15 protein-coding genes are annotated in these 20,647 nt (G+C 66.9%); 4 read left to right on the forward strand and 11 right to left on the reverse strand.

The annotated features are described in order from the left end of the window. Nucleotides 1–267: 267 nt before the first annotated feature. On the forward strand, nt 268–915 hold the full coding sequence (locus ISG32_RS07360; protein WP_194770335.1) for a histidine phosphatase family protein: 648 nt from the start codon (nt 268–270) through the stop codon (nt 913–915). After that, the gene (locus ISG32_RS07365; RefSeq protein ID WP_194770336.1) at nt 899–2,098 is read left to right on the forward strand and encodes a DSD1 family PLP-dependent enzyme; all 1,200 of its coding nucleotides are present in this window, start codon (nt 899–901) and stop codon (nt 2,096–2,098) included. Before ISG32_RS07360 ends, ISG32_RS07365 begins: the two co-directional genes overlap by 17 nt. 83 nt (nt 2,099–2,181) lie before the next feature. Here the strand turns inward: ISG32_RS07365 and ISG32_RS07370 are convergent, their stop codons facing one another. The 10 genes from ISG32_RS07370 to ISG32_RS07415 all read right to left on the reverse strand — a co-directional run bounded on the left by ISG32_RS07370 (nt 2,182) and on the right by ISG32_RS07415 (nt 18,002). Continuing rightward, nucleotides 2,182–4,503 carry a hypothetical protein gene (locus ISG32_RS07370; protein ID WP_194770337.1) on the reverse strand — a complete coding sequence of 774 codons (2,322 nt, stop codon included), beginning with the start codon at nt 4,501–4,503 and terminating at the stop codon, nt 2,182–2,184. Nucleotides 4,504–4,814: 311 nt separating this feature from the next. Then, nucleotides 4,815–5,393, reverse strand: a complete 579-nt coding sequence (locus ISG32_RS07375) for a DUF1697 domain-containing protein (RefSeq protein ID WP_323745909.1) — start codon at nt 5,391–5,393, stop codon at nt 4,815–4,817. Then, on the reverse strand, nt 5,368–5,817 hold the full coding sequence (locus ISG32_RS07380) for a hypothetical protein (RefSeq protein ID WP_194770339.1): 450 nt from the start codon (nt 5,815–5,817) through the stop codon (nt 5,368–5,370). Before ISG32_RS07380 ends, ISG32_RS07375 begins: the two co-directional genes overlap by 26 nt. Nucleotides 5,818–5,857: 40 nt before the next feature. Beyond that, nucleotides 5,858–7,090 (reverse strand): VWA domain-containing protein, encoded by a 1,233-nt coding sequence (locus ISG32_RS07385; RefSeq protein ID WP_323745910.1) that lies wholly within the window; start codon nt 7,088–7,090, stop codon nt 5,858–5,860. A gap of 14 nt (nt 7,091–7,104) precedes the next feature. Next, nucleotides 7,105–9,540, reverse strand: coding sequence for a DUF5682 family protein (locus ISG32_RS07390; RefSeq protein ID WP_194770341.1), 2,436 nt, complete (start codon nt 9,538–9,540; stop codon nt 7,105–7,107). Nucleotides 9,541–9,586: 46 nt separating this feature from the next. Next, nucleotides 9,587–11,911, reverse strand: a complete 2,325-nt coding sequence (locus ISG32_RS07395) for a tetratricopeptide repeat protein (protein WP_194770342.1) — start codon at nt 11,909–11,911, stop codon at nt 9,587–9,589. A 31-nt stretch (nt 11,912–11,942) separates the two neighbouring features. Further along, nucleotides 11,943–13,808, reverse strand: a complete 1,866-nt coding sequence (locus ISG32_RS07400; protein WP_194770343.1) for an ATP-binding protein — start codon at nt 13,806–13,808, stop codon at nt 11,943–11,945. Between the two features lie 29 nt (nt 13,809–13,837). After that, entirely contained in the window at nt 13,838–14,920 is a 1,083-nt protein-coding gene (locus tag ISG32_RS07405) for an ATP-binding protein (protein WP_194770344.1), read from the reverse strand. Nucleotides 14,921–14,958: 38 nt separating this feature from the next. Next, nucleotides 14,959–16,602: a DUF5691 domain-containing protein gene (locus tag ISG32_RS07410; RefSeq protein ID WP_194770345.1), complete on the reverse strand. Its 1,644-nt coding sequence runs from the start codon at nt 16,600–16,602 to the stop codon at nt 14,959–14,961. Then, the gene (locus ISG32_RS07415; RefSeq protein ID WP_323745905.1) at nt 16,599–18,002 is read right to left on the reverse strand and encodes an SWIM zinc finger family protein; all 1,404 of its coding nucleotides are present in this window, start codon (nt 18,000–18,002) and stop codon (nt 16,599–16,601) included. Before ISG32_RS07415 ends, ISG32_RS07410 begins: the two co-directional genes overlap by 4 nt. Nucleotides 18,003–18,187: 185 nt before the next feature. On the opposite strand from ISG32_RS07415, the gene ISG32_RS07420 reads away from it, so the two are divergent. Continuing rightward, nucleotides 18,188–19,951 carry a lysoplasmalogenase family protein gene (locus tag ISG32_RS07420; protein ID WP_194770347.1) on the forward strand — a complete coding sequence of 588 codons (1,764 nt, stop codon included), beginning with the start codon at nt 18,188–18,190 and terminating at the stop codon, nt 19,949–19,951. 100 nt (nt 19,952–20,051) lie between these two features. On the opposite strand, the gene ISG32_RS07425 is transcribed toward ISG32_RS07420, so the two are convergent. After that, complete coding sequence (locus ISG32_RS07425; RefSeq protein WP_194770348.1) at nt 20,052–20,315, reverse strand: hypothetical protein; 264 nt, start codon at nt 20,313–20,315, stop codon at nt 20,052–20,054. Here ISG32_RS07425 and ISG32_RS07430 point away from each other — a divergent pair. Next, complete coding sequence (locus ISG32_RS07430; protein WP_194770349.1) at nt 20,314–20,514, forward strand: hypothetical protein; 201 nt, start codon at nt 20,314–20,316, stop codon at nt 20,512–20,514. The two genes, ISG32_RS07425 and ISG32_RS07430, sit on opposite strands and share 2 nt — an antisense overlap. The last annotated feature ends 133 nt before the right edge of the window (nt 20,515–20,647 follow it).

Raw genomic sequence — 20,647 nt, forward strand, 5'->3', positions numbered from 1 at the left:
TGTCCTCTCTCCGCATCAGAGCGTGCTGGCGAAGCGACCATGCCAACGCCGCTCCGATCGCCGCTCCCATTGGCACTCCCATTGGCGCATTGCGGATCCCCCGCAAAAAAGGCAAAAGACAAACAACCGGGGACGCAAACACCCGCCCTCTGGCGGAAGCCCTGATTGCGGGACAATGAAACGCGCAGTGAAAATACTCACGTCTCCGCACATTCTTTCCAGAAAACCCGTGTCGGCCCGTTCAGCCGCCTCAACGCTCCAACCCGCATGCACGTCACCCGCATCATTGCCATACGCCACGGCGAAACCGCCTGGAACGTGGACACCCGCATCCAGGGCCACCTCGACATCCCCCTCAACGACATCGGCGAATGGCAGGCCCGGCAGGCCGCCGGCGCTCTGGCCAACGAAAGCATCGACGCGATCTACAGCAGCGACCTCAAGCGTGCCTTCGCCACCGCCGAAGCCATCGCCGCAGCCACTCAGGCTCCGCTGATCGCCAACCCGCAACTGCGCGAGCGCAGCTTCGGGGATTTTCAGGGCCGCACCTTCACGCAGATCGAGGCCGAGTCGCCCGAGGACGCGATGCGCTGGCGCAAGCGCGACCCCGATTTCGTGCCCGCAGGCGGCGGTGAATCGCTGACCATGCTGCGCTCGCGCATCGACGCTGCGGTCAACGACATCGCCTCGAAGCACCCCGGCGAACAAATCGTGCTCGTCGCGCACGGTGGCGTGATGGATGTGCTCTACCGCCTCGCCACCAAGCTCGACCTGCAGGCGCCGCGCACCTGGCAGCTCACCAACGCTGCCATCAACCGGCTGCTCTGGACGCCCGACAGCGGCCTCACCCTCGTCGGCTGGGCCGACACCCAACATCTGAACCAGCAACAAAGCCGCGATGAAATCCATTCCTGACCATCTGCTCCAGCTGCTGGGCAAATCCGTGGACCAGATCGAGACGCCCGCGCTGGTCATCGACCTCGACGCCATGGACCGCAACATCCAGCGCATGGCCGACTTCACGCGCAAGCACCGCGTGCGCTGGCGTCCCCACGCCAAGCTGCACAAGAGCGCCGACATCGCTCTGCTGCTCGAGCAGGCGGGCGCCATTGGCCACTGCGTGCAAAAGCTCTCCGAGGCCGAGATCCTCGCGGCGCACGGCGTGAACAACCTCTACATCAGCAACGAGATCATCGCGCCCACCAAGCTGCGGCGCGTCGCCCAGCTCGCGCAGGACCTCGATGCGCGCGGCGGTCGCCTCGCCATCGCCGTGGATTCGGAAGTCGGCATCGAGCTGCTCGCGCGCGCGCTGCGCGAGGTGACCAGCCCCGGCATCATCGACGTGTTCGTCGAGCTCGACGTCGGCCAGGGCCGCTGCGGTGTGCCGCCCGGAGAGGCTGCCGTCGCGCTGGCGCAGGCCGTTGCCGAGCACCCGCCGCTGCGCTTTGCGGGTCTGCAGGCCTACCATGGCCGCGCCCAGCATTTCCGCACGGGCGCCGAACGCCGCCAGGCCATCGCGCAGGTCATCGAAGAAGTCACGCACACGCGCGATCTGATCGTCGCCGCGGGTCTGCCGGTGCACCTCATCACCGGCTCGGGCACCGGCACGCTGATCCATGAGGCCGCGAGCGGCGTCTACGGCGAGCTGCAGGCGGGATCGTTCCTGTTCATGGATGCGGACTATGCGCGCAACGAGCGCGACCCCGCCCAGCCCGCGTTCGAGCACGCGCTGTTCATCAAGTCGCAGGTCACCTCCGCCAACGACAAGCACGCCGTCTGCGACGCGGGCCACAAGTCCCACGCCATCGAATCGGGCCTGCCGACGGTGCACAGCCTCAACGGCGAAAGCAATGAGGCAGAGGCAGCGGACGAGGCAAGCACGCTGCGCTTTGCCAACGGCGGGGACGAGCACGGCATCCTGCACCCCGGCAGCACCGGCGGCTGGCTGCCCGCGCTGGGCTCCACCATCTGGCTGATTCCGGGCCACTGCGATCCCACGATCAATCTGCACGACCACATGATCGGCGTGCGCGGCGGGCTCGAAGGCGGTACGGTCGAGAGCATCGTGCGCGTGGATGCGCGCGGCGCGCTGCGCTGAAGCAGACGACTCTCACGGCACACTTCCCAAACGACATCGGCCCGCTGCAGCGGGCCGATGTCATTCATTCAGCTCATCCGATTTCAGCGCTGCGACTCGCTGCCGCCTTTCGCGGACACCGCGCGCTTGCGGCGTGCCAGCACGCCGCCCAAGCCGCCGAGCAGCCCCGTTCCAAGCAGCCACGCGGGCAGGCCCCAGACCGGCACCGGCACAGCCGATGCGCCAGGGCCCGTCGGTTGCGTCACGTTGGAGTCCGTCTGCAGCGCGATCACCTGCGGCACTGCGGTCGCCGGGCTCCAGATCGAATCACCCGCCTGCGACGCGGTGATGCCGCAACTGCCCAGACTCAGCATCGTCACCGTCGCGCCGCTGATCGTGCAGACCGCCGGCGTGGTCGATGCATAGCTCACCGGCAGACCGCTGGATGCCGTGGCGGGCGATGGCAATGCGAACGTGCCGCCCTGCGTGAACTTCTGAGGAGGCTGCGCGCCGAACGTGATGGTCTGCGCCTGCAGCGGCACGTTCTTGGACTGCAGATACCAGTTGTTGCCCACCTGGGCAAGCGAATAGAGGAAGTTGCCCGCGCGCGGCGCGCTCGTGAGCACGAAGGCGTTCGGTGCCGAAGCCCCCACCACGCTGACCACCTCGATGCCATTGCCCGTGGTGGCCGCGCCTGCGCCGTTGATGTTGTGCACATCGATGCGGGTCGGGCCGCTGCCGAGCACGGAATCGCCCTGCACCACCAGCTTGTCGGTGGGCGCCGCGTCACTGCCCAGCGCCGTGCCCAGCACCAGCATGCCGTCGTTGCTGGTGTAGTTGCCTGCAACCGTCATCACCACGCCGGGCTGCCCGGGTGCCGCCTTCTGGATCGACTTCCCGCGAGCCCCCGACTTGGGCAAGGCCGCCGTGTTCGGCAGATTGACGATGCCTCCATTCACGAGGCTCAGAAGGGTCTGATCGAAGCCGTCGGCATCCAGCATGCCACCGCCCGATACCGTGTGGGCCGACCTGAAGCTGAACGCGTCCGCCGCGCCCGCAACCAGACGCCCGGCACTCACCAACGTGGCGCCGTCATAGTCGTGCCCCTGGGCGAGCGTGGTGGCACCCGAATTCATCTGCTTGACGGTCGCCAGGCCGCGAATGAGAGGCGAAAAGGTGATGTCGTCGGTGTGATTGAAATTCACGAAACCCAGGGCCGTGTTGGAGCCGATGAAGTCGGCCTGCAATGTGCCGGAGGCTCCCCCGGTTCCCACATTGATCTCGACCGTATTCGCCGGGCTGTTGGGCACCACCACGTTGCGCCCCATCAGCACGCGGCCTGCCACCGTCATCGTCGCGCCATCAGCGACGCTCAGGACGGCGTTGGTGGGCAGATCCGTCCCTGAGAGGGTGGGATCGATCTCGGCGGCCCCGAACAGCGCCATGAGCACATCGCCGGTCACCGTGACGGATGTTCCCGTCCCCGTGACGTTCATCGTGCCGTCGGCATTGAACGGCATCGTCATGTTGTTGGCGCCATTCAGATTGAAAGAGAAACCGCCGATGTTCAATCCACTGCCGGCGTAGATGCCCAGCGGCGTCTGGGATGCCGGTGGCGTGGGCGCAAACGTGGCGCTGGCGCCGCCGCTGACCGTCAGGACGCCCTTGCCCTGCAACCCGACGATCGTGTCGCCCGCGACCAACCGCGTGCCCGCGCCGTCCACCGTCATCACGCCAGAGCCATCAAGCTGCAGGAGACTGGTGCCGGCCTGATTCGCGGTCGAACCAGAAAATCCACCGATGATCAGAACACTGTCGGAGGTGACCTGCGCTCCGGCCTTCACATCCATCACACCCGGAGTGATGCCGCCCACCGACAGGATGCCCGCCGCAAGCGAGCTTCCCGCATCGGTGATCGTCGCGCTGCCTCCCGAGCCGGCCGGCGTGGAGTCATCCGTGCGGCCATTGCCGATGGAGAATTGCAGGGTCTTGACGGTCGCTCCTTTTTCCACCTGCGCGCGGGCATGGCCCAGCACCCCCACCGAAATGGCGGAAACATACGGTTCGGAGCTCACATCCAGAGAGGCGGCAGCGCCGGTCACGGTCAGAGACGCCACATCGCCCACCTCTGGAGCCATGCCCAGATACCAAGCCTTTGCGGCACCCGTGACCATCACCGGCCCGGTGCTGGTCTGGATGAAGACCGGATCCTGATCACCAGGCGACAGCGTGGGCGCATGTGCACCGCCCGTCTGGATCTCCCAGTTGCCCGGAATGTCCCAGCTTTGCGAAACCGTTCCCTTCCAGAAAACATTGTCCCTGGCCGCATGCGCCGACAGCGGCATCGCGACGCACAGCGCAACCCCGGACAGGGCCCGCACCAGCGGATGCACGACAAAGTGGATGGAAGGCTTCACTGGACGCATGTTCATTCCTTGCAGGCTCGATCACGGGGAGGGGAATGCAGAGTCATCGGTAGTGAAACTGCATTAATGGGTATTTCTAATAGTAACTTGTGAATAGTTAATGTCAATTAAAAATATTCATTGATGCTTTTTTAATTAAAACCGTCTGGCATCCACTGGCATCTCATGGAGCCAGGCGCGGGTCAGTTGGTTTGACGAGACAACAATGGAGTGCGAAAAGGCACGGAGGGCATCGCGCGGGTGAATGCGCGTGGACGCGCCGGGCGCGCTGCGCCCGATCGCACACAACCTCCACTCAGCGTGGAGTCACGCTATGCAGCGGCGCACTTGCGCACGGTATCCAGCGTCCGCGTCGTGATCTGCTTGCCGAACGTTTTTTCGAGCAATGCCATGAACACCGGCCCCTTCTCGTGAGGCACGTAGGCACAGAACGCTTCCGTACCCTCCAGCTTGAGAATCGCGGCCTGCTCATGCTCCAGTGGAAGCATGAGTTCCTCCCCGGCATAGGGTCGGAGCAGAAAAGTCACGACCGGCTTCGCATTGGCCGGCAGCGCAAACTCCGAGAAGGGCGCACGCTCCACCAAAGACTGCAGAAACGACGAGGGCCGGACAATCGTCATGAACCGCTTTCCGAGATGCTTCTCCATGGCCTCTTCCGCGATCCGCTCCAGCGCGGGAACCGCCTGCGGCTCCGCCGAAAACGCCACGTTGCCGCTGGACAAAAGCGTTTTCACGTCCACAAACCCCGCAGCCTCGAAGCAGCGCTTGAGTTCCGGCATCTTGCAGTTCATGGGGCTCACGCCCCTGAGGAAGGCCACATAGCGTTGCATGGATACTCCCGGTTGTCTCGGTCGCAACCGAGGTTCACGCCTGCCAACTGCCGCTGCCATCATCCCACCACGGACAGTTTTCCAGATCCTCGACAACCTCGTATTCAACGGCTTGCCCGGACTCAAAGCTCACGATGATCACGGCGTCGTTGGCGACCTCGGCCGCAGTGTTGAACTGCAACTCCAGCGCCCGATTCGGCCTGAAAATGAAGCTGCAGGAATCCGGATCGACCCGAGGTGCGCCACATGCCTGCAAGTGCTCCAAAGCATGAGTCAGATGCGTCTGGCTACTTTTCATCACGTCTCGAAAAAACGCTTCTTCTTCCGCATCTGGCATCTCGCCCACTGGCCAGAATCCGAAGTACGACGACTCGCCGCGGGCCTCGAAACACCACTCATCGCCCAGTTCGTTGACAACAACGCCTGCGCCGAAGATATCCTGCAACCGGATCACACAAGAGGAGCGAACATGGTCGTCGGTCATGCATTTCTTTCCGTCACGCGCGCCTTTTCGGACACCGCCCTCAGCGGCTGGTCTTCATCCCCTGCGCCGCCGCCCAGGCGCTGATGTCGTCGCGCCGGATCGCCGCCGCCATGAGCTGCGGGAAGGCGTCCGGCGTGCAGGCGAACGACGGCACGCCAAGCGCGGCGAGCTTGCTCGCGAGCTGGGCGTCGTAAGCCGGAGCACCCTCGTCGCTGAGCGCGAGCAGCGTGATGAACTGCACGCCCGATTCCACGAGCTCATGCGCACGGCGCAGCAGACCCGCCTCGACGCCGCCTTCATAGAGGTCGGAGATCAGCACCAGAATCGTGTTGCGCGGCTCGCGGATCAGGCTCTGGCAGTAGCCGACGGCACCGTTGATGTCGGTGCCCCCGCCGAGCTGCACGCCGAACAGCACGTCGACCGGATCATCGAGCTTCTCGGTCATGTCGACCACGGCGGTGTCAAACACCACCATCTTCGTGTCGACCGCAGGCAGGCTCGCCATCACCGCGCCGAAGATGCTGGAGTAGACGACCGAGTTCGCCATCGAGCCGCTCTGGTCGATGCACAGCACCACCTCGCGCTGCGGCTTGCGGGCCTTGCGGCCGTAGCCGATCAGCGTCTCGGGCACGATGGTGCGGTAGTCGGGCTGCCAGTGGCGCAGGTTGGCGCGGATGGTGCGGTTCCAGTCGATCTCGGCATGCCTCGGCCGGCGGTTGCGCTGGCTGCGGTCGAGCGCGCCGCTGATCGCGCCGCGCATCGGCTCCTCGAGCTTGCGCATGAGTTCATCGACCACCTTCTGCACCACGGCGCGCGCCGTGGCCTTGGTGCTCTGCGGGATCACGCTGGACAGCGAAATCAGATCGGCCACCAGATGCACGTCGGCCTGCACGCTCTCCAGCATCTCGGGCTGCAGCATGAGCTGGCGCAGGTTGAGCCGCTCCATCGCATCACGCTGCATGACCTGCACGACCGAGCTTGGGAAATAGCGGCGGATGTCGCCCAGCCAGCGGCTGACGTTGGGCGACGAATTGCCGAGGCCGCCGCGACGCGGACCGTCCTCGCGCTTGTGCTGTTCGTAGAGCGCCGCAAGCGCCTGATCGACATCGCCGATGCCACCGGACAGCGCGCCGCAGCTCGCGTCCGCGGGCTCGCCGAGCACGAGCCGCCAGCGCTGCAGCCGGTCGGTGGGCGGCAGGTCTTCGAGCGTGGTGACGGGCGCTGCCGCAGCGGCGTTTGCGTTCGGGGTGTTCTTGGTACGTGCCATGTTGATTTTTCCTCAGGCTCTCAGGTCTGGATTGGAGCCAGGCCCCAGAGCGTGCGCAGCGCGGGCAGCACCAGCGCCGCGCGTTCCGCATCGAGATCGTCCGCCGTTGCGGCCCCGTGGGATGGCGTCGCCTGCGCGCCGTGCTTTGGCCCACGCACCGCGCGCGAGCCGAGCTGCTGGCGCTCGGCGCGGCTGAATTCCGCAAAGCTGCGGCGCACCAAAGGCAGCACCTGGATGAACTGCGCTTCGCCAAGCTGCGCAAGCCAGGCGTCGACCGCACCCCAGATCGCATCGTCGTGCAGCAGCACCAGCGCCTGGCCGTTGAGAAAACCATCGAGCCACGCGGCGGCGTCGACCGGCACGACGCCGAGCGACAGGTTGTGCGCGAACTGCAGGCCGATCTTTTCCTCGTCCCAGATCTTCGCATCGAGCAGCAGCCGCGTCGCCATGCCGCGCAGCAGCGCCGCGCAGGTGTCGGCCTCGGCCATCACCACCAGCGCGCGGTGCCACGCGGTGGTGGTCTCCTCGGCATCGCGCAGGCGGATCGCCTCGTCGGCCTGCAGCGCGAGCGTCTTCACGCCGCGCGCGGCCTCTTCATCGAGCGACAGACAGGCGTTCGGCAGACCGATGGCCGCGCGCAGCACGAGCTGATCGATCACGCCCGCCAGCAGCTTGCTGTCGGTCTGGCGCACGCTGCCGTAGCGGTAGACGTTGGCGAGCGCGGGCAAGGCGCGCAGCAGTTGCTGCACATCGCCGGTGATGGCCGCGCGCGCAGAGACCTCGTTCATCAGCCGCTCCACCAGCTGCGGCAGCTGTGCGAGCAGCGCATCGTCGATGGCCTCGGCGATCTCGGGCAGCGCGGTCTGAGGAGTGAGCGACTGCAGCACGCGCTTGACGGCGGCGGTCTCGACGGTCGATCCGAAGCGGCTCGCCTCGATGAGTTTGACCACGAGTTCGGGCCGCCATTGCAGATCCCAGCTCTCGCGGAAGGTGCCGCGATTGCGCTGCTGGTCCGACGCGCGGCGCCCCCAGTGAAGGTCCAGCAGCCGCAGGCGATGCAGCAAATGGCTGCGCGCCAGATCGGTGTCCTTGCGCAGGTCGAGCGCAACGATCTTCGAGCCCGCCTCGGGCTTGAGCCGCAGCGTTTTCTGCTGTTGCTCCAGATCGCGCTGCAGCGGCACCAGCGGCACATCGGCAGGCACGCTGCCAAGCACATCGCCCACCACCAGCGCATCATGGATCAGCTTGAGCGGAGCGGACTCGCCCATGCAGACCACCGTGCGCACGGCCTCGTGCAGCTCGGGCAGGCCGGGCTCGGTCTGACCGCGCAGCGCCGCCAGACCCTCGGCCAAACGGGTGGCCTCGATGATGTGCGCGCTCGAACAGTCGAGGTCATGGTTGCGCAGCAGTTGCGCCACGCGCGAGAGCCAGCCTGCCGCGCGGCTCGGCTGGATGAAGCGCGGCGATGGCTCTGCGGCGGCGTTGTGGTCGGCGGCCGCATCGGTGCGCCACAGGTGCGCATACCAGCCCGGCGCATCCACGCCCGCGCCATAGCCGCTGCCACTCGCGAGATTGCGGTGCGTCCACGGTGCCCATGTCGCCTGCACCTTGATTTTCGGGAGACCCTTGAGCGTGGCGGCATCGGCCTTGGCCGTCATCTTCGTCGTCGATATCGCCTTCAGCGCGGGCACATGCCATGCGCCGCAGATCACCGCGATGCGCTGATGCCCGGCCTTCTGCGCCTCGCGCATGGTCTGGCGCATCGTGGCCTCGCGGCGCTCCTCGCGCAGCGCGTAGGCCTCGCCGCGCAAGGTGTTGGGCAGCTCTTCGCGCAGCGCCGTCATCGCCTCGGCCACCGCGTCGAACACCGCGCCGTCGCCCCCGCGTTCCTCGACCAGTCGATTCCACCAGGTCTCGCCGTCGGCGTAACCCGCCGCCTCCGCGAGCGCATCGAGCGGGTCGCGTGCAAAGCGCTGGTCGGGATGCGGCTTTTCGAGTTCGCGTTCGGCCTCGACAGCGCTGTCGGCATCCGCCGCTTCGGGCTCCTCGGAAGCATCCGATGCTGGCTCGCTCTCCGCCTGCTTCGCCAGTTCCTCTGCCTTGCGCTCTCGCGCCTCCTCGGCCTCCTTGTCGAGCGCCATTTCGGTGGCCTGCGGCAGGTCCATGAATCGCACCGGCACGCCATGCTTCACGGCCCATTGCAGGGCCACCCATTCGGGCGAAAACTCGGCGAGCGGAAAAAACGACGCGCGGCTCGGCTCGTCCTGGCCATAGACCAGCATGGCGACCGGCGGGCGCAGTTCCTCGTTGGCGACGGCCGGCAGCAGCGCCTCGCACTCGGCCGGGCCTTCGATCAGCACGGCGTCGGGCTGCAGGGCCTCCAGCGCCTTGAGCAGGCTGCGCGCGCTGCCCGGCCCGTGGTGGCGAATGCCAAAGAAGTGCAATGCTGAATCCATGTTTCCCGTTCTTCTTCAATTCATCCAATGACCGATGGGCGACAGATCAGAGCCCGTAACGCTCTTCCATCGCCTCGTGCCGCTCGGTCGATTCGCCCGCGTCGCGCGCCAGATCGCTCCAGCACAGCGTCATGCCCTTGGTGAGCGCCGCAAGCTTCGCGGAGATCACGCGCGGCGGCACATCGGCCGGTGCCGTCACCGCCAGATAGATGCCGGGCAGGCCGGCGTCTTCGTCACCATCCTCGTCGTCTTCGTCCGACTGGTCATCGTCATCGGAATCGACCACGCGGTAGCTGTCGCTGCTGTACTGCCATGTGCTCCAGCCCTCTTCCTCCAGCGCATCGCGGATCGCGCGGATCTGCTCCTCGCCGGGATGCAAGCCGTCGACCATGTAGCTCGGGCCATGGCCACCCTTTTCCAGCACATGCAGCGGTTCGCTGTAGATGCGGATGTAGTGCTCCTGCTCTTCCTCGTCTTCCGGCGGCTGCTCGGCGAGGCTGGGCACGAACACCACCCAGTCGTTCATGCCCTGATCCATTCCGCGCTGCGCGGGCTGAACGATGCGCGCCGTGGCCGGTCCGGTGCGGCGTGCCATCACGTCACGCGTGCGGCCGTCCTCTTCATGGCGCAGATAGATCAGGCCCCAGTCCTCCTCCAACGGCGCGTCTTCGGAATCGACGGGGTCGAGCTCCATGTCAAGAGCGATGGCCTGCCTGCGCACCTCGGCCCATTGCTGCGCGGCGCTCGCGGCGATCAGCAGGTCCCAGCGCTGGCGCACTTCGGGGTGCTCTTCGCTCTCCAGCACGATGCGGCGCTGCTCGACCGCCGTGTCGAAATCCTTGAGTTCCATCGCCGCATCGGCCCACAGCCCGCGTGTGGCGACGGCAGCGGGGTCGTGCGCAATCACCTGCTCGACCAGCGGACCGACCTGAGCAAAACGCGACTCGCGGAAAGCCACGCGGGCCCGGTACCAGGCCGCCTGCGCGGGCAGCGTGGCCGCGATGCGCGCGGCCTGCTCCTCGACCGCCGCGTGGTCCTCGGCCTTCATGCACACGCCGAACCAGCGGTTCTGCAGCGCGATCGAGTCCGGTGCCGCCTCCACCATGGCACGCAGCCTGGTGCGCGCCAGATCATGGCAGCCAAAGTTGGAGAGCGCCGTGGCCAGCGTCGTCACCACATCCTCGTCCTGCGGCAGCGCGCGGTGCGCCTGCTCCAGCCACTGGATCACCGCCTCGTTGTCGAGCCCGCTCGCCGCATCGGAATTCAGCCATTCGACCAGCTCCTCGGGCGGACATGGCGCGGCGATGCCGCCCGCGTTCGCCAATGCATCGCTCGCGGTGTCGAGCTTGGCGGCTGCGCCGAGGTCCAGGCGCAGCATCGGCAAATGTTCGCGTGCGCGGGCCATCGCGCCTTCCGCAAGCCAGGGCACTTGGCGCGCGAGCGACAGTTCGACCTGCGCGAGCGTCAGGTCGATCAGCACGCGGTGATTGCCCACGGTGTGCAGGTGCTCGATGGTGCTCCAGATCGCGTGGCCGAGCGAGGCGGTGTTGAAGTCCGGCTGAACGCGCGCAATCGCCAACGCGGCGCGGCACCACATCAAGTAGTCCTCAAGCTCGATGTCGTCGAAGTCGGGCAGCAGCTCGATGGCCGCCGCCGCATCGCCCGCCATCGCCAGCGCACGCGTGCGCAGGAACAGTCGCGTCGCCTGTTCGCGGCGGTCGTCGTCATCCGAGTCCTCCTCGGACTCTTCGAGCAGCTTGAGCGCGGTCTGCGGCTCGCCGAGCGCGAGCCACTGATCGACCTCGGTGCTCACGAACAGCGTGGTCACCTCCTCGCCCGCACGGCGCTGCTCGTCGCGCTGGCGCTTCAGATAAAGCACCGCTTCACGTGGCTGGCCCTGGTCATGCAGCGCATTGGCGCGCTCGATGCTGATGCAGCCAAAACACGACCAACTCGGGTCGATGCGCGCCAGCGTCTCGTCGCAGGCCGCAAGGCGTTCTTCGGACCATCCTGGCCCGTCCACGTTGGCGTAGGTGGCCACCAGATCCTGCGTGATGCACACGCTCTGCGGGCAGGCGTGGGTGCGCTCCTGGTGCGCGCTTTCGTACGATGCGACCACCTCGCCGAGCTGCGTCTCGCCATGGTGGCGTGCAATGCGCGAGGCGTTGAGCCAGTGCTTGAAATAGATGTCGAGCCACGGAATCTCAAGGCTGCGCGCGGCCGCCAGCGCCTCGGGCACCAGCGCCTCCACGAGCGCATGGTTGCCGCGATACTGCTGATACGGCACGTCGTGGATGAGATAGGCAAGGCGCTGCTGCCCCTGCTCTTCCAGCTGTTCGGCAAGGTCGTTGACCCAGGCAAAACTGTCCATGTGGCTTGCTCCTGAAATTGGCTTGTGGGGTTCAGTTCCGAGTCGTCGGCGCGCACAGCGCCGCCACCGCTCCATTGAAGTCATTGAGCAGATCAACGAGCGGCGGCTGGCCTTCAAGCTCCTCGCCGCCAGGCGCCATGATGACCTTGAAGCTGCGCAGCAGCGCCACCGCGTGCGCGGGCACGGCGCGACCCTCTCGATGGCTCTGCAGCAGCGCTTGAATCGCGGGATTGTCGAGATTGATGTAGAGCCGCGCGGACACGCTCGCGTCGATGCGCTTGGTGAACGCGCGCGCCAGACTCAGCGCCGCGCCCGCCATGCGCTTGCTCGCATCATCGGCCTCGAGCCGCGCCTTGAGCTGGGCCTCGCGGTCGGGCACGGCGATCAGCGGCAGCTCGGGCGAGACGAAGCGCGCGGGCACCACCAGCTCGCCCCAGGCCAGTTGCGTGCGCAGCCAGGCGATCTCGCTCTCGGGCAGATCGGCCGCGCGGAACATGCGCGCATTGCCCGTGGCCGTGCCGATCTCGACCAGCAGCACGCCACGGTCGCGCACGTACTCGCGCAGAAATCCCGCCACAGCGTAGCGATCACCACGCGCAACCGGCACCTGCAGCGCGCGGAACAGCACGTCCTCGAAGCCACCGCTCTGCCCCAGACTCAGGTGAATGCGCCCGTCGCGAACGAGGCTGCGCACCGGAAGGTCGCCCTGGCTCGTGGAAATGCGCACGGCGTCCTGGAGCATCGCGAACAGTTCATCCTCGCAAAGCGCCGCGCCGAGCAGCGCCTCGTTGTGGCGCGTGAGCAGTCGGCTCCATGCGGGCGCCTGCTCCTGGGCGAGGCTCGCGAGGCCCTTGATCAGCGCGCTTTTGAGATGCGCGCGCACCGCCGTATAGGCATCGTCGCGCTGCAGATCCTCACGGCTCGCGGTGGGCGTGAGCGCGTTCGATTCGATCACGCCGCCGATGAAACCGGCCCACACGGGAATCAGGTCGCGCGCCTCGTCGTCCAGCAGCATGCCGCGCACGTAGACGCTCAGATGCCGGTTGTCGCTCGTGCCGTAGGTCGCTCCGTCCTGCACCCACAGGAGGCCGCGCGCATCGCTGTCGCCCTCGGGCTCGATGGGGATCACGCAGATCGGCTCGAAGTGGCGCTCCATGCGCGTCGCGAACGCCATGCGCTGGCGCTGCAGCACGGCGGGATGAACGACCACGCCGTCCTGCGTGGCGCGCCACGGCGGCGGATCGGCGTTGACGCATTCATCGTCGAACCACAGCGGCTCGCGCAGCAGCGCGCAGTAGCGCCCCAGCACTTTCTTGAGCACGCCGCCCGAGCACAGATGGTTGAAGTCGTTGCGCATCGCCAGATGGATCTCGGTACCTACCGGCCGCGCGGGAATCGGCTGCACCGCATAGCGCCTGCCGTCCGTTGAAAGATAGCGCCAGCCCTCGCCCGTCGACTGGTACGAGGTGGTGTTCACCAGCACCTGCTCGGCCACGACGAAGGCCGAGAGAAAGCCGAGGCCGAACAGCCCGATCAGTTCCTCGCTGCCCTCCTGTCCCGTCGCGCGCAGCTGGCGGGTGTAGCCATTGCCCAGCGTCGCGAGAAATCTGTGCAGCTCCTGTTCAGTGAGGCCCGAGCCGTTGTCGCGGATGATGAGAGTCTGCGCGGCATCGTCGGCGATCACGTCGATGCGGCCGGGCTCGGTGAAGCCCGGATCCTCGAGCCTGCGACGCGAGATCGAGTCGTGCGCATTCTGGATCAGCTCGCGGATCGCGACGACCGGCGTCGAATACAAGTGTTTGGCGAGCACGTCGAACAGCCCGTCCAGATGCACCTGCGTGGTCTGCAGGGCCGGTGCCGTTCCATCGTCGAAGTCGTTGCTGCTGTTTTCGGTCATGCGGTGGTCGTCTTCTGTCCAATGGCGTCTCAGAGCTGCTCGCGGCAGGCGCGGTACAGGTCCTTCCAGTCCGAGCGCTCCTTCACCACGGTCTCGAGGTATTCCTTCCACACCACCGTGTCCTGCACCGGATCCTTGATGACCGCGCCGAGCAGGCCCGAGGCCACGTCCGCCGCGCGCAGCACGCCGTCGCCGAAGTGCCCGGCCAGCGCCATGCCGCTGTTGATCACGGAGATCGCCTCGGCCGTGGACAGCGTGGACGTGGGCGACTTGATGCGCACGCTCTTGCCGTCTTCGGTCTGGCCGTTGCGCAGCTCACGGAAGATCTGCACCACGCGCTTGATTTCCTCCAGCGCCGGAGGCTCGGCCGGCAGCGCAAGCGCGCGGCCCATCTCGCCGACGCGCTTCATCACGATCTGCACCTCGTCCGCTTCGCTGGCCGGCACCGGCAGCACCACGGTGTTGAAGCGGCGCTTGAGCGCGCTCGACAGCTCGTTGACGCCCTTGTCGCGGTTGTTGGCCGTGGCGATCACCGAGAAGCCCTGCACCGCCTGCACCTCGCTCTCCAGCTCGGGCACCGGCAGCGTCTTTTCGGAGAGCACGGTGATCAGCGTGTCCTGCACATCGGCGGGAATGCGCGTGAGTTCCTCGATGCGCGCGATCTTGCCGCGCTTCATCGCGTTGACCATCGGGCTCGGAATCAGCGCCTTCTCCGACGGGCCGTGCGCGAGCAGCTGGGCGTAGTTCCAGCCGTAGCGCAACTGCTCCTCGCTGGTGCCCGCCGTGCCCTGCACGAGCAGCGTGGAATCACCGCTCACGGCGGCGGCCAGATGCTCCGACACCCACGACTTCGCCGTGCCCGGCACGCCGTACAGCAGCAGCGCGCGGTCGGTCGCGAGCGTGGTCACCGCGATCTCCATGAGGCGCGCATTGCCGATGTACTTGGGCGAAATCTCCACCCCGTTCTTGAGCGTACCGCCCATCAGGTACTGCAGCACGGCCCAGGGCGAGAGCTTCCAGTTGGGCGGACGCGCGCGGTCATCGACCTGCGACAGCGCGTCCAGTTCGTGCGCGAATTGTTGCTCTGCATGTTGACGAAGAACCTGGCTCATGGTGTGAAGCTCTCTGTTGGCAAGAAGATTGAAAAAGATCAGGATGACGCGGCCACGGCCACAGGCTCCGCGACCCGTGTCAGCGTCTGGCGGATGTCCGCGATGCGGTGCACGTGCTGCCATGACTCGTCGACGTTTCCCTGCTCGGCGCCTGCGGCGCTGGCCTTGTCGATCACCGCCAGCAGCTCGGGCAGCGCCGCCGGATCGAGCCACAGCGCGGCGCTTCCGAGCGCCTGCGACAGGTCGTGGCGCACGCTCCAGTTCGTGCTCGCGCCGTCCGCCGCCAGGGCATATTGCGACAGCGCCGAGACGATCTGCGCGGACAGCTGCGGCGAGAGCTGCTCGCCGGGCTCCATCAGCTCGCCGATGCGGATCAGCACGACCACCAGCCTCGGCGCGGCCTTGACGCGGCTGCTCCAGTAGGCCTCGCGCTCGGGCAACGGCATGGCGGCCAGCAAGGAGTTCAGGCTCTGCAGCGCGAGGCGGCTTTCCTGCATCGAGGTCAACAGCCCCAGCCACTCCCGGCTGGGCGCGCGCGCCGCCGCTTCGAGCAGGCCGTCCCACAGCGAGCGCTTCCACTCGGTCTTGCCCGCCCACGCGAACAGCGCCTCGGGCATCATCCCGAGATGCGCGAGCCACCACGCGGGCGGCGTCATGCGCACGAGTTGGTAGAGCCACCAGGCGCGCTCGCCGCCCTTGAAGAAACCGCTGGGCTTGATGGCGATGCCGTCGCGCGGCCAGTCGGCGTTTTCCTTTTCGGGCGGCTCGATGGTCCATGTGTCCCCATCGCCATTAAGCTTGAGCAGCGGCATGATCCACGCGACCACGCGCTGCGAATGCGCGCTGTCCGGCAGCGTCGACAGCAGTTCCGCCGCCAGCTGCTTGATCTCGCCGCTGCGGTCGGTCAGCAGGCGCTCAAGGAGCGGCTCGTCGTCCATCGACAGCTTCGCGCTCAGCACCTCCAGCATCGCCAGACGCTCCTTGGCGTTGAGCTCCTTGATCGCGGCCTCGAAGCGCTCGCGTGCCGCGCGTGGATCGCTGCCCCGCTCGCTGCGCAGCACGGCCACGCGCTGCTCGAAGCTGCCTTCGCTCCACAGCTGTTCGACATCGGCCTGCTGATCGGTGCCCACCGCGTACTTCCACGCGGGATTGAGCTGCGCCAGCCACAGGCCGCGCGCGCCCAGCACGCCAAGCAGATCCGCTCGCAGCGCCGAGTTGCGCGCGCCCGCGTCGAGCGCCGTCGGCAGCGTCTGCTGCGGCAGCCGCATCCCGGCGCGCGCAAGCACATGCCAGCTCTGGCGGATCAGGCTTTCAGGCCCGTCGCGCAAGGCGGCGTTGAGCGCGCGCATCACCGCCTCGTCGGTCGGCATCGGCTGCACGTCATCGGGCGCGGCGGACAGGGCCAGCGGCGGATCGACGGCAGCCGGCACATGGCCCGCGCGCTGCCACAGGGCAGCCGCACCCGCCGCACGCAACAGCTTGATCGAGCCCGCGTGCGCATCACCTGCCGACGGCAGCGCGGCATTCGCGTCGCGCACCAGCGCCTGCAGCGCGATGGGCCACTGCGCATCATCGACCGCGTCCATTCGCTGCGTGCCGACCAGCGCCTGCTGCATCAGCCCCTGCCAAAGCGAAGAATTCATGGGCGCACCGCCCGTCAATCCACCCGTTGATCCGCTCATTGCACCTCTCCCGAAAGCGCCCAGATGAGCTGCGCCCCGTCGTCGCCCACCAAGCTCCACGCGCTGAGCAAGCGCCAGCGCTCATCGCTCCACTCGCCCATCGCCAGCACCGGATGTCCGCCGCTCGCCGCAAGCAGGCTCCACGCCTGTTCATCCGGCAGATCGAGCTGCAGCACGCGCTGCTCGCCGTCAGTGCCTTCGTGAGCGGCATCGGTCACCACCGCCTGCCAGCCAGCGCCCTCGGCGCGATGCAGATGCACGCCCTGCAGCATCAGCGGCTGCAGCGGCTGAAACGGATTGCCCGCAAGCCGCTCCGCCAGATCTCGCCAGCTCCGCTGCGCCTGGCTGTGCGCGAGCAACGACGGCGACGCGTCGCCCTGCTCGTCGAGCAGGCTGCTCGCATCTGCGGCGATGGCACGCATCGGCGCGCCGCCCGGATAGAAATGCAGACTCGCCGCGTAGCTGCGCCCCACCAGCCATGCGCGCTCATAGCCACGGCCGCCGTGCGCGTAGTCCTGCAGCAGCGCGATGCGCCGCGTCCGCTCGCCGAGCAGCCACATGCGCCGCTCCACGAGTCGGCCCTGCCCCTCGATCTGGCAGCCGCCCAGCACCCGCCAGGTGTCCGCCACGGCGGGCGAGGTGGCCAGCAGTTCGGCCTTGTCCTGATTGAAACCGAGCGCGCCCATCACATCGTCGAGCATCGCGGGCGGCAGCTGATCGCGGCGCGCCGCGGCGTCGAGCAGCAGCTGCCACTGACCCAGATGGCTGAGCAGCACGGCCGGCCAGTCGCCACGCGCGCTCGCCACGTCGTACAGCTGGGTGACGCGCGCGGCCATGCCGGGCGCCTGTGCATCCACCAGCCGCGCGGCCATGTTCCGCCACGCCTGATGGGTGCTTGCGTCGTCAAGCTGCTGCGAGGCCAGCCCTTGGCGCAGCATGTCCTGCATCCACAGCGAGAGTTCGGCCAGACCGCCGTCCACGCGGCTCCAGCGTTTGGCTTCACGCTTGGCGGAGGCCTCTGGGTCGGGCGGCGCGGCGGCCACTGCGGCGGCCTTGGCCTCCTTCTTCTCGGCGCGGTCACGGCGCGAGTCGAGCCATTCGCTGACCCAGAGCGGGCGCGTGTCGGAAGCAGCCACCTGCCCTGCCGTACGCAGGAGCAGCAGCGCCAGCCCATGCTTGCACGGGAACTTGCGGCTCGGGCAACTGCATTTGAACGAGGGACCGCTCAGATCGACCTGCGTCTGATAGGGCTTGCTGCCGCTGCCCTGACACTCGCCCCAGACTGCCGCCTCATCGCTGCCGAGGGTCGGCCATTTGCCGGGAGACTTCAGGCCCTGCGCGGCCTTGGTTGAGGAAGCATCCGGGGACAGCCCCAAAACTTCTGCTTCGCTGGTTAGCACGTGCTGCCTTCTCCATCCCGCCTGTGATAGCGAACAAGTATTAGTCTTGCCAGATTTATACCAAAGTCCCGATGTCAATCTGGCGAAGCCCTGCCGGGAGTTTGTGAACTTGTGCATCGGCGCCACATGGCGATTCAGGGTAGACGCCAGTAGCGGCCCCGTCGGCGCCGCAGACAATCTCCGCCATGCTCTCTCCCAGCCAGGTCATCGTCATCGCCACGCCGGTGTTCTTTTTGCTGATCGCCGTCGAATGGCTGGTCAGCATGCGCCGACAGAAATACAAGTACCGGCTGGCCGACGCGTTCAGCTCGATGAGCCTCGGACTCATGAGTCAGACCAGCGCGGTCTTCACCAAGCTGCTCACCGTGGGCATCTACACCGCCGTGTTCGAGCATGTGGCGCTGGTGCGCGCGGACGCGTTCTGGCTCAGCGTGCCCGGCTGGCTGATTGCGCTCGTGCTCTACGATTTTCTCTACTACTGGAACCACCGCATGGGCCACGAGGTGGGCGTGCTCTGGGCCGCGCATGTGGTGCACCACCAGAGCCAGCAGTACAACCTGTCGACCGCCCTGCGCCAGCCCAGCACCTATGCGCTGCTGTCGTGGCTGTTCTATCTGCCGATGGCCCTGGTCGGCGTGCCGCCGCTCGTGTTCGTCGTCGTCGGCCTCATCGATCTGCTCTACCAGTTCTGGGTGCACACCGAGCAGGTGCGCCGCCTCGGCTGGTTCGACCGCTGGTTCTGCGCGCCCAGCAACCACCGCGTGCACCACGCCGTCAACGACCAGTACATCGACAAGAACTACGGCGGCATCCTCATCCTCTGGGACCGACTCTTCGGCACCTTCAAGCAGGAAGACGACCGCGAACCCTGCGTCTACGGCACGCGCGGCCTGCTCAAGAGCTGGGACCCGCTCTGGGCCAACCTCTCCATCTACAACCAGCTCGCGCACGACAGCTGGCACGCGCGCAGCCTGAGTGACAAGCTGCGCGTCTGGCTCAAGCCGCCGGGCTGGCGCCCCGCCGACGTGGCCGAGCGATTTCCCAGACCGGCCTTCGTGCTCGACGAGCACCGCGTACTGTTCGATCCGCCCCTGAGCCGCGCCGCCAGAGGCTTTGCGGCGATGCAGTTCGTCGCGCTGATGACCGCAGCGGCGCTGTTTCTCTGGAACGCCGACCAGGCCCCGCTCGCGCACAACCTCATCTGGTTCGCCTCCATCAGCGCCGCGCAATGGACCCTCGGTGCCGTGCTCCAGGGCCGCATCAGCGTGTGGCTCGCGCTGATGCTCGACGCCGGCGTGCTCGCGGCCGCCACCGGCGCACTCGGGCTGATGGAGTGGCACATGGTCTTCAAGCCGGCCGCCATGCTGCTGGCCTGCGCGCAGGTGTTCAGCGCGCAGCGCCACGCCCCCGTGGACAGCAAGGGCCGCACCCACCCGTACTCGCTGCGCTGGATGCTGCTGGCACTGCAGTGGTCCTTCATCGGCGACGTCTGTCTGATGCTGCCCGCCAGCGGCATGTTCGTGCCCGGCCTCGTGAGCTTTCTGCTCGCCCACCTGTGCTACATCGTGGTGATGAAGCGCGGCATGCCCTGGTTCGCCGACCGCCGCGCGCTCGTCATAGCGCTGCTGCTCGGCGCGGGCATGTACGCCTTCCTCTGGACCGGCGGCCTGCCCGCCGATCTGCGCATCCCCGTCGCGGTCTACGTCGCCGTCATCGCGCTGATGACCGCGCAGGCCTGGGGCCGCTGGCGCGTCATGCGGTCGGCCAACGCGCTGCAGGTGGCGCTCGGCGCGAGCCTGTTCATGCTGAGCGACGCCATCCTCGCGCTGGACCGCTTCGTGCAGCCGGTTCCCTATGCGCTGTTCTGGGTGCTGATCGCCTACTTCGGCGCGCAGGCGCTGATCGTCTGGGGCTTGACCGGAAAGCCAGCAGCCAGCCGTCAACCGTGAAATCCCGACAGCGATTGACCGATATATCACCCAAAGGCGATAATTGAAGGATCGCCATTTCAGGAGTCCCCACGTGGACAGTGCCAGTTCAACCAGTGATTTATCGCGCGCCGCAATGGCAGCGTTGCTGGCCGACTGACTGGACTCCCCGCTTGAACGGGAGCCGGTCACCGGCACCAGAACCGTTCAATGCATTGCGGCGCGACTGAGCGCTCGCCTCAGGCTCGACATGCGTGTCGGCCTCTCCTGCGCCCACCTTTCGAATCATGGAAGCACTTCGGAGTCGATCGACGCCGGAGCGTTTGACGCGTACCGTTTCCGCGTGGCCCTTCTTCATTCTTGCCTCACCGAAGGAGAACGCCATGAAGACCTTTTTCTTTCGCACCGCCCGCATGACGTCTCGCAACCGCAGCTGCACCACAGAGACGAGCAGCGCCGCCGCATCGACCGCATCGCCCTCCCAGCCGCTGCAGGACCAGCTGCGCGAGCTCGACACTCTCACCCGCTGGCCCACGCACCGCATCCGCAGCTTTCTTGCGACCCAGTCGCGCCGTGCGCGCTGAGACGCTGGCCCGTCACGCCCCCGCAGCGTCCTGAGCGCAAACTCAGCAATTGCCAAGGCGTGGACGGCGAACTCGCGAACCCGCCACGGCCCTGGAGCGCGCAAGATCCAGAGTGGTTCATCGTCATATGGCT

The organism is Diaphorobacter caeni, from assembly GCF_015354245.1.
GTDB classification, from domain to species: Bacteria; Pseudomonadota; Gammaproteobacteria; order Burkholderiales; family Burkholderiaceae_C; genus Diaphorobacter_A; species Diaphorobacter_A caeni.